Genomic DNA, 14,318 nt, shown 5'->3' with positions numbered 1-14,318 from the left:
GCCAGCAGGCCCACCAGCATGTCGAAACCGCGCTCGGCGGCCAATCCCACCAGCACATCCGGGCCGACGCCGTGGGCGATCAACTGATGGGCGCGGCGGTTGGCCTGGGCGTTGAGCTCGCCGTAGGTCAGGGTTTGGGCGTTGCAACGCAAGGCGATGGCGTCAGGCCGCAAACGTGCCTGTTCGGCGATGCGCTGATGCAGGCAGGCCTCGCCCGGGAAGCTGTTCGGCGCAGGGTTCCATTGGGCGATGTGTTGCTGTTGTTCGGCGGCCGTCAGCAGCGGCAATTCACCGATGCGTCGGCGGGGATCGGCGACGATGCCGTGCAGCAGGTTCAGCCAGTGTTCGGCCATGTATTGCACGGTGCCGGCGTCGAACAGGTCGGTGGCGTAACTCAGGGACCCGACCAGCTCACCGTCGGTCTCGTGAATGTCGAGGATCAAATCGAACTGGGCGGTGTGGGAACGCCAATCCAGACTCTCGACCTGCAACCCCGGCAGTTGCAGGGCTTGAGCCGCGCCGCTGCTCTGGTGGTTGAACATCACCTGGAACAGCGGGCTATGGCTCGCCTGTCGCTGCGGCGCCAAGGCCTGCACCAACTGTTCGAACGGCAGGTCTTGATGGGCTTGTGCCCCCAGCGAAGCCTGCTTGACATGGGCCAGCAATTGATCGAAAGGCAGGTCGCCCCGCACCTGGGCATTGAGTACCTGGGTGTTGACAAAAAAGCCGATCAGGCCTTCGGTTTCCGGGCGATTGCGGTTGGCGACCGGCACACCGACGCGGATGTCCGACTGGCCGCTGTAGCGGTGCAACAAGGCCTGGAACGACGCCAGCAAGACCATGAACAGCGTCGAGGCTTCGCGCTGGGCCAGGTGTTTCAGGCCCTGGGTCAGCCCGGCGTCGAAGCGCAGGTCCAGGCGTGCGCCGCGATGGCTCTGCACCGCAGGGCGCGGGCGGTCCGTCGGCAACAGCAGGACTTCGCCGCCATCGCCCAGCCGTTCGGTCCAGTAGGCCAGTTGCCGCTCCAGCTCGCCGGCCTCCATCCATTTGCGCTGCCAGATCGCATAGTCGGCGTATTGGATCGGCAAGGCTGCCAGGGTCGGCGCCTCACCGCTGCGGTGGGCGGCGTAGAGCCGGACCAGGTCGTTGACCATGATCCGAGCGGACGCGCCATCGCAAATGATGTGGTGCTGGGTCAGCACCAGCACGTGGTCGTCCGCTGCCAGTTGCAGCAGCTTGACCCGCAGCAGCGGCCCTTGCTGCAGGTCGAACAGCCCGGCGATTTCGTCATCGATCAGGGCGGTGAGTGCGGACTCGTCCAGCAACACCTCCGGCTCGATCGCCAGGCTCATACACGCCTGCACCACTTGTCGGGGCCCTTGCCCGCCGTCGACGAACACCGTGCGCAGCACGTCGTGACGGGCCAGCAAGGCGTCGAAGCTGCGTTGCAGCGCAGGCAGGTCGAGGGCGCCGCGCAGGCGTAGCGCCGTGGGCACGTGGTAGGCGGCGCTGTGGCGGTCCAGTTGCCAGAGGAACCACTGGCGCTCCTGGGCGTAGGACAGGTCGAGGGTCTCGAACTCGTCGCGCATCGCCGGGATCGGCAACGCCGCCAGGCTCATGTTTTTGCTGTGCAGTTTGTGCAGAAACGCTTGCCGTTGGGCGAGCGGTAAACGGATGAATCGCTGAACCAGAGACAGGTTATCGAGCTGAGTCATTCAAAGGGTCTCCAGGTCTGCCAGGAAGTCATGCATCTCACTCAGGTCTGCGCTGGAGTGAGGGGTCAGGTGGGCCGCCAGTTGTGCGGCGTAGTCGGCCAGGGATGTGGTGCTGAACAGCAAGTCCAGGGGCACCGCGGCGCCCTGTTCCATTTGCAGGCGCGCCGTCGCTTGCGTCGCCAGCAGGGAATGCCCACCCAGCTCAAAGAAGTTGTCGTCGCGCCCTACCCGTTCGAGTTTGAGCACGTCTTGCCAGATGTCGGCGATGCCCTGTTCGAGCGCGCCTTGTGGCGCCACGTAGGCACGCAGCAGTTGCTGGGCGTCCGGCAGCGGCAAGGCCTTGCGGTCGAGCTTGCCGTTGGGGGTCAACGGCAAGCGTTTGAGCAGCAACCAGTGCGCCGGCATCATGTAGTCGGGCAGCAGGGGCGTGAGCTGCGCCTTGAGGGTTTCGCGCAGGGCCGTGGGTTCGGCAGTCTCTGAATCGGTGGCCACCAGATACGCCACCAACTGCAGGCCCCCCGGCCAGGGTTGCGGCACCACCACGGCTTCGCGGATCGCTTCCTGGGCCAGCAGGCAGGCTTCGATTTCCCCCAGTTCGATGCGGAAGCCGCGGATCTTCACCTGATGGTCGACCCGGCCGATGTACTCGATCACGCCGTCGCCACGCTGGCGCGCCAGGTCACCGGTGCGGTACACCCGCGCGCCATTGCCGAACGGGTCCGGCAGGAATCGCTCGGCGGTCAGCGCCGCCCGGCCGTGGTAACCCCGGGCCAGGCCGTCACCACCAATCAGCAATTCGCCGATCAGCCCGACCGGGTTCGGCGCGAAGTGATCGCCGACGATGTACAGCGACGTGTTGGCGATCGGCCGGCCGAGGTACGGCACGCGTTGCTCTTGAGTCAAGCGGTAGGCCGCCGACCAGATGGTGGTTTCGGTCGGGCCATACAGGTTCCAGACCTCGCCGGCGACATCGAGCAACCGCTCGGCCAGGTCCTCGGCCAACGCCTCGCCACCGCACAGGCATTTGCGTCCGGCCAACAAACCGGACGCCGGGTGGTCGAGCAACATCCGCCAGGTCGAGGGCGTGGCCTGGACCACGCTGACCTGTTGCCGGTCGATGGTCTTGAGCAGCGCTTCGGGGTCGTGGGCACTCTGCTTGTCCACCAGCACCACGCAGGCACCGCTCAGCAGTGCGCCGTAGAGTTCCAGGCCGAAGATGTCGAACGAGAACGTGGTCAGCGACAGCACCCGGTCATTGGCGGCGATGCCCGGTTCACGAGCCATGCTGGCGACAAAATTCACCAGCGCCCCATGACGCACCATCACGCCCTTGGGCTTGCCGGTGGAACCCGAGGTGTAGATGGCGTAGGCCAGGTGCTCCGCATCCAAGCGTGTCACCGGCGCCTCGCAGGCATAACCGTCGAGCCAGTCACCCTCCTGATCCAACACCAATGTCTTAATGCCAATACCGCCCCCTGTGGGAGCGAGCTTGCTCGCGATGAGGCCCTCACCTTCAACATCATCATTGACTGAACCACCGCTATCGCGAGCAAGCTCGCTCCCACAGAACTGGTTGAGCAATGAACTTTGGGTCAACAGCAGTTCGATGCCGCTGTCTTCGATCATGTAGGCCAGGCGATCCTGGGGGAACGTCGGGTCCAGCGGCAGGTAGGCGCCACCGGCCTTGAGGATCGCCAGCAAGGCGACAATCATGTCCACCCCACGCTCCAGCGCCACACCGACCAACCGATCGGGCCCCACGCCCTCCTCGATCAAGCGATGGGCCAAACGGTTGGCCCGGACATTGAGTTCGCCATAGCTCAGCACCTGATCGGCGAACACCAGCGCCGTGGCATCCGGCATTTGCCGGGCCTGGGCCTCGAACAGCCGATGGACGCAGCGCGCCTGGGGATATTCCGCCACGGTGGCGTTCCAGCCTTGCACGTGCTGGCGGGTTTCGCGCTCGTCGAGCACGCTCAGTTCGCCCAGGGGCCGTTGCCCGGCGTCGATCATTTGCAGCAGCAAGCGTTGCAGGTACACGCCGATCTGCTCGACCGAGGCCTCGGTGAAACGCGCGCACTGGTAGCTGAACTGCACCGCCAGCTCGGCACCGAGGCTGACCAGCAGGGTCAGCGGGTAGTTGGTCTGTTCCAGGTTGTCCACGGCACCGAAACGCAAGCCTTCAGGCGCACCGTGTGCCAAGGCTTCGGAAATCGGGTAGTTCTCGAATACCAGGATGTTGTCGAACAAGGCTTCGCCACCCAGGCCGGCCCAGCGCTGGATGTCGAACAGCGCCGTGTGCTCGAACTCGCGCAAGGCCAGGTTCTGCGCCTGGACGCTGTGCAGCCAGTCGCTCATGTCCTGTTCCGGACGCGGGCTGGCAATGACCGGCAAGGTGTTGATGAACAGGCCGATCTGGCCCTCGACGCCCACCAGGTCCGCCGGCCGCCCCGCCACCGTCGCGCCGAACGCCACACTGGCCTTGCCGGTGTAGCGTTGCAACAGCAACAACCAGGCCGCTTGCACCAGGGTGTTGACCGTGACTTTGGCCTCGCGGGCGAACTCGGCCAGGCGTCGGGTCTGCATCCCATCCAACTGCATGCGGTGATGGCCGTACAGCTTCGCCGAGATGTCCTGTGCCGGGCGCGCAAACGCTTGGGCCAGGCGTACCGGCTCATCCAGCGTGCGCAGCTGTTGCGTCCAGAACCCTTCGCCGAGGCCCGCGTCCTGGCGTTGCAGCCAGGCGATGTAATCGCGATAACGGCCCGCCGGGCGTGCCACGCTGTCGCCGCGGTAGTGCTGCAACACTTCGCCGAGCAACTGCGCGCTGCTCCAGCCATCCATCAGGATGTGATGGTTGGTGTAGATCAGGTGATGCCGATCCGTACCGGTGCGCACCAGCACCAGGCGCATCAACGGCGCCTGGGTCAGGTCCACACCTTGGACCCGTTCTTCGTCGGCGAGGGTTTGCAAGGCGTCGTCGATATCCGTCCGCCCGTTCCAGTCCAGCACACGGAACGGCACCTCGACCTGACGCTGGACGATTTGCACCGGCTGCTCCAGGTCGCCTTGCCAGAAGAACCCGGTACGCAGAATGTCATGGGCATCGACCACCGCCTGCCAGGCGGCGCGGAAACGCTGGGGATCGACGCCCTCCACGTCAAGGCGCATCTGGTTGATGTAATCGCCACTGCCGTGGCCGAGCAAGGAATGGAACAGCATGCCCTGTTGCATCGGCGACAGCGGGTAGATGTCGTCGACAGCCTGAGGTGCTCGGACCAACGTGTCCAATTGCGCCTGGGACAGCCGCGCCAGCGGGAAGTCCGACGGCGTCACGCCACGGTGCTGGCTGTCGCAGCAATGGAGAATGAGCGCGGTGAGTTCTTGCAGGTAGTCATCGGCCAGGCGCTGGATGGTCGCGACGTTGAACAGGTCGCCGCTGAAGGTCCAGCTCAAGTCCAGCTCGCCGCCGAACACTTTGCCGTCCAGCGCCAGCGGACTGCCCAGCGGGCCCTGCATGTTCAGCTCTTCACCGCCCTGCTCGGCGGTGGGCACGAACAGGGCATCGTCAGTCGCCGCGAAACTGCCATCGAACTGGCCGAGGTAGTTGAAGGTCAGTTGCGGCGTTGGCAAGCCCTGCAACGCTTGCCGTGCCAGCGCATCGCCCAGGTGCGCCAAGGCACCGAAACCGATGCCCTTGTGGGGGATGGCGCGCAGCTGTTCCTTGATCTGCTTCAGCGAAGCACCGAGGTCGGCAGCAGGTGTCAAACGGGCCGGGAACAAGCTGGTGAACCAGCCGACCGTGCGGGTCAGGTCGATGTGTTCGAACAGTTCTTCGCGACCATGGCCTTCGAGTTGCACCACCACGCTGTCAGCGCCGGTCCAGCGCACCATCACTCGCGCCAAGGCGGTGAGCAACAGGTCATTGACCTGGGTGCGATAGGCCGCCGGGGCTTGCTGCAACAGTTGCCGGGTGAGGGACTTGTCCAGTGACGTGCGGACTGTCATGGCCTGAGCCTGTTGCTGCCCGCCCTGGGGGTTATCCCATGGCAACGCCGTGGAGGCGCCTTGCAACTGCTGCTGCCAGAAGTCCAGTTCGGCCTGCAGGGATGCGCTGCGGGCGTAGCCCTGCAACGCTTCGGCCCAGGCTTGGATCGCGCTGGTCTTGGCCGGTAGCTGCACGGTGGCACCGGTCAGTGCCTGCCGATAAGCCGTTTGCAGGTCTTCGACGAGGATCCGCCAGGACACCCCGTCGACCACCAGGTGATGCACGATCAGCAGCAGACGCTGGGTACCATCGGCGAGGTTCGCCAGCACCGCGCGGATCAGCGAGCCGCCGTCCAGTTGCAGGCTGCGCTGGGCCTGATCGCCCAGGGCTTGCAGCGTGGCGAGATCGGCGACGTCGGCTTGCCAGACAACCCCGTCGGCCACCCCGTCACGGTAGCGCGCCGTCCAGCCTCCGGCCTGCTCGATGAAGGCCAGGCGCAGGCTGTCGTGGTGCGCGACCAGGGCGTCCAAGACCTGCTCCAGCGCCTGGGCATCCAGCGCTTGGGTCGGCTTGAGCATCACCGACTGGTTCCAGTGATGACGGTCAGGAATCGCCTGGGCGAAGAACCACTGGTGAATCGGCAGCAGCGCCGTTTCGCCAGTGACCGGTCGTTGGTCGATCGCTTGCAGCGCTGCGCCCGTCTGGGCCACCGCCGCCAGCGCCTCGATGGTCTGGTGCTGGAACAAGTCCTTGGGAGTGAAGTGGATACCGGCCTGGCGAGCGCGGCTGACCACCTGGATCGAGACGATGGAATCGCCGCCCAGTTCGAAGAAGTTGTCCTGCAGGCCCACTTGCGCGAGCTTGAGCACGTCCTGCCAGATCGACACCAGTTGCTGTTCCAACGGGCTGCGCGGTGCTACATAGGTTTGCTGCAATTGACTGACGTCGGGCTTGGGCAGGTTCTTGCGGTCGAGCTTGCCGTTGGGGGTCAGCGGCAGGCGTTCGAGCAGCAGTAGATAGGCCGGGACCATGTGCGCCGGCAAAGTCGCCTTGAGCTGGTCACGCAAGTGTTCGGCGAAAGCATCACCCACGAATTCATCGGCTACCACATAGGCAACCAGACGCTTGCCACTGCCAGCAGCCCCTTCCTGGGCCACCACCACCGCCTCGCGAACGCCGTCGAGGGCTTGCAGGCTGGCTTCGACTTCACCCAGTTCGATGCGGAAGCCGCGGATCTTCACTTGGTTGTCGATGCGGTCCAGGTAATCGAAGGTGCCATCGACGCGTTGGCGCACCAGGTCGCCGGTGCGGTAGAGCAAGCCACCGCTGCGGCTGAACGGATCGGCGACAAACCGCTCGGCCGTCAGGCCCGGACGATTCAGGTAGCCCCGCGCCAGCCCGGTGCCGCCCAGGTACAGCTCTCCGGCCATGCCTTGGGGGAGCAGGTTCAAGTCGGCGTCGAGCACGTAGGCGCTGCGATCGCCGATGCGGCTGCCGATGGGTGCATAGGCGGCGCCACATGCCACATCGCGGCCGGCCTTCCAGATCAACGGGGTGACCACGGTTTCGGTCGGGCCGTAGCCGTTGATGATGTAGTCCGGATCGAGGGCGCGCTTGACCCGTTCGAAGCTGGCATTGGGCACCGCATCGCCGCCAAAGCAGTAGATGCGCACTTTCGGCGGGTTGCCCTCGCGCTCGGCGTGCTCGGCCAGTTGTTGCAAGTACACCGGCGGGAACGCCACCACGGTCACGCCGTGCTCGCGCATCGCGTTGTAGGTCTGCTCCGGGGTCCACAGGCTGTCGTCACGGATCAGCAGCGAAGCACCATGGGTCAGGCTGGTAAGCCAGCGTTCGTGGGCACCGTCGAAGGCGAAGGACATGAAGTGGAATTCGCAATCGCTGCCCTGCATTTCATAGCGCTCACCGATGGCCTGGCAGTGCATCGCCAGGGGACCGTGGGCCACGCTCACGCCTTTGGGGTTGCCGGTGGAGCCGGAGGTGTAGATCACGTAGGCCAGGTTCTGCGGATCGACCTGAACGGACGGCGCCTCCAGCGGTTGCAGGCTCAAGTCCAGGCGATCGAGTTCCAGCACCTGGGCGGCGCCGTCCAGGGGCAACTGCGCCGACACCTGGGAATCGGTGAGCAACAGCGCCAGCCCCGAATCCTCGATCAGGTACGCCAGGCGTTCCCGTGGGTAACTGGTGTCCAGCGGCACATAGGCCGCGCCGGCCTTGAGCACTGCCAGCAGCGCGACGATCACCCCTTCGCTGCGCGCCAGGGCCACGCCAACCCGGGTTTCCGGGGCCACACCACGGGCAATCAAGGCGTGGGCCAACTGGTTGGCGCGCCGGTCGAGGTCGCCATAGCTGAAACGCTGGCCGTCGAAGATCACCGCCGTCGCGTCGGGCTTGCGCGCCGCCAGATCGGCGATGCGCTGATGCACGGCGATGTCGGTCGGGTACGGCTGCGCATGATTGGCGGCCTGTTGCCGGGCCTGTTCCTCGGCGCTGACCAAGGCGATTTGCCCGAGGTTGCGCGCCGCCGACTCGGCGAAGCGTTCCAACAAATGCAACAGCTGCGCACTGATGCCGTCGATGGCCGCCGGGCTGAAATGCGCCCGGTCGAAACTGTAGTGCAGCGCCAGCGTCTCGCCGAGGGTCACCGCCACGCTCAACGGGTAATGGGTTTGCTCCAGGTGGCTGACTTCGCCAAACACCGCGCCCTGCCCGGCGCCTTCTGCCAGGGCCTGGGCAATCGGGTAGTTCTCGAACACCAGGATGTTGTCGAACAGCGCCTCGCCGCCCTGGCCGGCCCAGCGCTGGATGTCCGCCAACGGCGTGTGCTCGAACTCCCGCAGGCTCAGGTTCTGTGCCTGCACGGCTTGCAGCCAGGCACCGACGGACTCGTCCGGACGTGGCGTGGCGATCACCGGCAAGGTGTTGATGAACAGGCCGACCTGTTGCTCGATACCCGGCAAATCCGCCGGACGCCCGGCCACGGTGGCACCGAAGGCGACGCTGTCATGGCCGGTGTAGCGTTGCAGCAGCAACAGCCACGCCGCTTGCACCAGGGTGTTGAGGGTGACTTTCTGTTGGCGGGCGAACTGTTCCAGGGCCTGGGTGCGGGTTGCGTCCAGGGTCTGGAAATGATCGCCATGACCGCTGTGGATTTCGCTGGCGGACATGACGCGCGCCAACCGCGTCGGCTCTTGCAGGGTGGCCATCTGACCGGTCCAGAACGCCTCGCTCAGTTGAGCGTCCTGGCGTTGCAGCCAGGCGATGTAATCGCGATAACGCCCGACATTGGCCTTGGGCAAGCGACCGCTGTAGCGCTGCAAGACTTCACCCAGCAATTGGGCGTTGCTCCAGCCGTCCATCAGGATGTGGTGATGGGTGTAGATCAAGTGCCAGCGCTCGGCCTCGGTCTGCACCAGCACCAGGCGCAGCAACGGTGCCCGGGCCAGGTCGAAGCCCTGCCGGCGCTCGGCGGCGGCGCGTTCATCCAGGGCTTCCCTGAGGTTGTCGCGTTCACGCCAATCCAACCGCGTGAACGGCAACTCGACCTGGCGATGGACGATCTGCAATGGTTGCTCGAGATCGCCCTGCCAGACAAAACCGCTGCGCAGGATGTCCTGGGCGTCGAGGGTGGCCTGCCAGGCATCGGCGAAGCGTTGTGGATCGAGGCCCTGCACGTCCACGCGCAACTGGTTGATGTATTCCCCTGCCGCCTGCTCGTACAAGGTGTGGAACAGCAAGCCCTGTTGCATTGGCGACAGCGGATAGAGGTCGTCCAACTGCCCGGCGGCCACCGGCAGGCTGTCGAGTTGCGCCTGGCTGATGCGGGCCAGGGGGAAGTCCGATGGCGTGGCCTGTGGCGTTTCCAGCGCGCAGCAGTGTTCGATCAATGCCCTCAGTTCAGCGAGGTAGTCAGCGGCCAATGTCTCGATGGTCTGCTGCTTGAACATCCGCTCGCTGAAACCCCAGTTCAGGGACAGCTCGCCGCCATAGACCTGACCTTCCACCGTCAACCAATTCGCCAGCGGTGCCCGGGCATCTTGCGCCGCGCCACTGCCTTCGCCAGAGGGAACAAACAGCGCGCCGTCGTCGAACTGCCGGTCGAACTGGCCCAGGTAGTTGAAGGTGATGCGCGGCGCCGGCAAGGCCGCCAGCTCGGCACGCACCGCCGGTTCGCCCAGGTAGCGCAGCACGCCATAACCCAGGCCCTTGTCCGGCACGGCGCGCAGTTGTTCCTTGATGGCCTTGACCGACGCACTCAATGCCGGCGCCGGGCTGAGGCTGACCGGGAACAGGCTGGTGAACCAGCCGACGGTGCGGGTCAAGTCAACGCCATCGAACAGCGCTTCGCGGCCATGGCCTTCGAGCTGGATCAGTGTGCTGTCCTGGCCGGTCCAACGGCACACCGTACGGGCCAGGGCCGTCAGCAGCAGATCATTGACCTGGGTGCGGTAGGCCTTGGGCGCCTGTTGCAGCAGTCGGCGGGTCTGTTCGGCGTCCAGTTTCACCTGGACTTTGCGCTCGTCACACGCCAGCAGCAGGCGCTCGGGGTAATCGCACGGCAAGCCGTTGCCGGCCGGCGCCTGGCTTTGGGCGCGCCAGTAATCGAGGCTGCCCATGAAGCCATCGAGATGCCCGTGCAGGTGCGCGGCCCATTGTCCATAAGCGCTGGTCTTGGCCGGCACCTGGATCGCCTGGTCGGCCTGCAGTTGGCGGTAGAAATGTTGCAGATCGTCCAGTAGCACGCGCCAGGAAACACCGTCCACCACCAGGTGATGGATCGCCAGTAGCAAGCGCTGGCTACCGTCGACCATGTCCACCAGCAACGCCCGCAACAGGGGCCCGTCTTCCAGGTCGAGGCTGCGCTGGGCGTCGTCGCACAGGGCGTTGAGTTGTTCGACCGAGGTCGCCTGACGCTGCCACAACAAACTGGCCGCCGACGGCTCGGCATAGGCTTGCTGCCATTGGCCGTTCACCTGGGTAAAGCGCAGGCGCAGGCTGTCATGGTGCTCAGCCAAGCGGGCCAGGGCCGAGGCCAATGCCACGGTATCAAGGTGTTCGCCCGGCACCAGCAGCAGCGACTGGTTCCAGTGTTGCCGCTCGGGAATGTCGCGCTCGAAGAACCACTGCTGCACCGGCGTCAACGGCACCGCACCGCGTGCCAGGCCCTGATCGATCGCCTGGCTGTCGCCCTGGCGCGCTGCGAGCGCCAGACTGCGCAGGGTCTGGTATTGGAACAGGGCCTTGGGATTGAGCACGATCCCGGCTTGCCGCGCACGGCTGACCACTTGCATGGCGACGATGGAATCACCGCCCAGCTCGAAGAAGTTGTCTTCCAGGCCGATGCTGTCGAGGTTCAGCACGTCCTGCCAGATCGCCGCCAGGGCTTTTTCCATTGGGCTGTGGGGCGCGACGAATTCACGCTGCTGCTCGCTGCCGTCAATGGCCGGCAACGCCTTGCGGTCGAGCTTGCCGTTGGGGGTCAGCGGCAGTTGCGGGAGGAACACCAGGTAGGCCGGCACCATGTAGTCCGGCAGGTGTTCGCGCAGGGCGGCCTTGAGGGTTTCGCGCAATTGCACTTGGCCGTCGGCCTCGGTCAGCACCGCGGCCTCGCTCGGGACGATGAAAGCCACCAGTTGCTGGCCGTGCTCGCCGTCCTGGGCCAGCACCGCCAATTCGCGCACCTGGGGTTGTTGCAGCAGGCGCGCTTCGATTTCCCCCAGTTCGATACGGAAGCCGCGGACCTTGACCTGATGGTCGATGCGACCGACGTATTGCAAGGCGCCGTCGGCCTGGTAACGGGTCAGGTCGCCGGTGCGATACAAGCGTTCGCCACGGGTCGAAAACGGGTTTGGCACGTACTTCTCGGCAGTCATCGCGGCACGGCTGAGGTAACCACGGGTGATGCCTGCGCCGCTCAGGTACAGCTCCGCCGAGACGCCCTGGGGCACCGGTTGCAGGTCGGCGTCCAGCAGATAGCTGGCGGTGTGCTTGAGGGGCCGACCGATGTTCGCCGTGCCGCCAGCGGTGCGCCGGGTCCAGGTGGAATAGGTGGTGTCTTCCGAGGGGCCGTAGAGGTCGTAGACATGCTCTAAGCTTGTTCGCGATGGCGCCCTGTCAGTTGGCCCATGGGGGGCTGACCCGCCGCTATCGCGAGCAAGCTCGCTCCCACAGGAAGGGGATTGTTGGTAAAGCGCATCCACCAGGCTTTGCTTCAGTGGCTCACCAGCGAGGTTGATGATGCGCACGCTAGCCGGGATCTCGCCACTGCGCTGCAACGCGGCAATCGCCGAGGGCACTGTGTTGATCAGCCGCACCTGGTCCCGGGCCGGCAATTGCGGCAACTCCAGGGCATTGCGGGCGATGATCAGCGAGCCGCCGTTGGCCAGGGTCACTAACAGTTCCCACACCGACAAGTCGAAGCACACCGACGTGGAGGCGAGTACGCCCTGGATGTCGTCGCGGCTGTAGACCGATCGGGACCAATCGATCAGCGCCAGCACGTTGCGATGGGCAATCGCCACGCCCTTGGGCTTACCGGTGGAGCCGGAGGTGTAGATCACGTAGGCGAGGTTGTCTGGCGTGACGTGGGTGAACGGTGCACCCAGTGGGTACTGCCCCAGCTCAATCCGATCCAGCATCAGCACGGCGGTTTCGGCCGGCACGTCCAGCGTCGCCGCCACCGCCTGTTCGGTCAGCAAGACCCGGGCGCGGCTGTCATCGAGCATGTAGGTCACGCGCTCGGCCGGGTAGTCCGGGTCCAGCGGCACGTAGGCGCCGCCGGCCTTGAGCACCGCCAGCAAGGCGATCAGCAGGTGCTCGGAGCGCGGCATCGCCACGCCCACGCGTACTTCCGGGCCCACGCCCAATTCGATGAGTTTGTGGGCCAGGCGATTGGCGCGGCTGTCGAGTTCGCTGTAGGTCAGTCGGATGTTGGCGAAGGTCACCGCCAGTGCATCCGGCGTAGCCTGGGCCTGGCGAGCAATCATCTGGTGGATGCACAGCACCTGGTCGAACGGCGCATCCACCGGGTTCCAGTCATGGATCAGGCGTTGGTACTCATCGGCTTCCAGCAGCGGCAATTCACCGACGAGCGCGCGGCTGTCGGCGACCATGCCGTGCAACAGCCGGGTCCAGTGCCGGGCCATGCGCTCAACCGTGGCGGCGTCGAACAGATCGTTGGCGTAGGTCAGCGCCGCATGCAGTTTGCCGGCCTTTTCCCAGGTGTCGAGGGTCAGGTCGAACTGCGTGGTGCGGCTCTGCCATTCCAGCATCGACAACTCCAGGCCCGACGCCGTGCGCAGGCCGGCGATGTCGGCCACTTGTGGCTGGTGGTTGTACATCACCTGGAACAGCGGTGTATGGCTGAGGCTGCGCTCCAGTTTCAGGGCTTCCACCAACCGTTCGAACGGCAGGTCCTGATGGGCCTGGGCGCCGAGGGCGGCTTCCTTGACCGTGCGCAACAACTCATCGACACGGGTCTGGCCGCCGAGCTCGGTGCGCAATACCTGGGTGTTGACGAAGAAGCCGATCAGTCCTTCGGTTTCGGCGCGGTTGCGGTTGGCGATGGGCACGCCGACACGGATATCGGTGTGGCCGGTGTAGCGATGCAGCAGCACGTTGAAGGCACCGAGCAGGAGCATGAACAGGGTGATGTTGTGCTGCTGGGCGGTGGCGCGCAGTTGCTCGGCCAATGCCGGCTCCACCGCGAACTCAAAGCGCGTGCCGCGATAGCTGGGCATCGCCGGGCGCGGGTGATCGATGGGCAGTTCCAGCACGGGATGCTCATCGCCCAATTGCGCCTGCCAATATTCGAGTTGACGCGCCTGCTCGCCAGCTTCCAGCCAGCGGCGTTGCCACAGGGCGTAGTCGCTGTACTGGATCGGCAAATCGGCCAGTTGCGGCGCCACGCCTGCCTCATGGGCGTCGTAGCAGCGGATGAACTCGTCGATCAGTACGTTCATCGACCAGCCGTCGGAGACGATGTGGTGCAAGGTCAGCAGCAGCACATGTTCCTGCTCATCGAGGGTGAGCAATTCGACCCGCAGCAACGGGCCGCTGGACAGGTCGAAAGGCTGCATCGATTGCGCTTCGGCAGCCTGGCGCACCGCCTGCTCGCGCTCGGCGGCCGGCAAGGCGCTGAAGTCCTGGCGCCCGATCGCCAGCGCGGCGTTGGAAGGGACTTGCAGCAGGCTGTCGTCGGCCTGGCGCTGGAACACCGTGCGCAGGGTTTCATGACGAGCCACCAGGCTGGCGAAGGCTTGCTCCAGGGCTGGCAGGCTCAACGCCCCCTTGAGCCGCACCGCGCCCGGCAGATTGTAGGCGCCGCTGCCCGGCTCCAGTTGCCAGAGAAACCACATGCGCTGCTGGGCATAGGACAACGCCTGGCGATCCTCGGCCTCGACACCCCGGGGAATGGGAAAACCGCTGAACTCCACGCCCTCCTTGTCCAACGCGGCCAGGAACATCCGGCGCTTTTCCAGGGGCAACCCGATAAACCGGCGAGCAAGTTTCAAGGCGTCTTCAGCATTCATTTCTGGGGTATCCGGAATCAGTGGGCACAAGGCACAAAGGCAAGTCGTCCCTATGAAACGAATGCA

The 14,318-nt window shown here is 65.3% G+C and carries 2 protein-coding genes; both read right to left on the bottom strand.

Annotation, left to right across the window (positions count from 1 at the left end):
* A partial coding sequence (locus BT125_RS27390; protein WP_139271813.1) for a condensation domain-containing protein occupies window positions 1-1,715 on the bottom strand: 1,715 nt, incomplete at its 3' end.
* Window positions 1,716-14,252, bottom strand: coding sequence for a non-ribosomal peptide synthetase (locus tag BT125_RS27385; protein WP_072412222.1), 12,537 nt, complete (start codon window positions 14,250-14,252; stop codon window positions 1,716-1,718).
* Window positions 14,253-14,318 lie beyond the last annotated feature (66 nt).

The sequence above is a fragment of the Pseudomonas sp. NFACC04-2 genome (genome assembly GCF_900119265.1).
Taxonomy (GTDB): domain Bacteria; phylum Pseudomonadota; class Gammaproteobacteria; order Pseudomonadales; family Pseudomonadaceae; genus Aquipseudomonas; species Aquipseudomonas fluorescens_AA.
Note: the sequence above shows the minus strand (reverse complement) of the source record. Positions and strands in the feature narration are given on the sequence as shown.

Bases quoted from the DNA above. Each gene is read 5' to 3' on its own strand.
- BT125_RS27385 (WP_072412222.1), bottom strand. From the start codon at position 14,252: ATGAATGCTGAAGACGCCTTGAAACTTGCTCGCCGGTTTATCGGGTTG.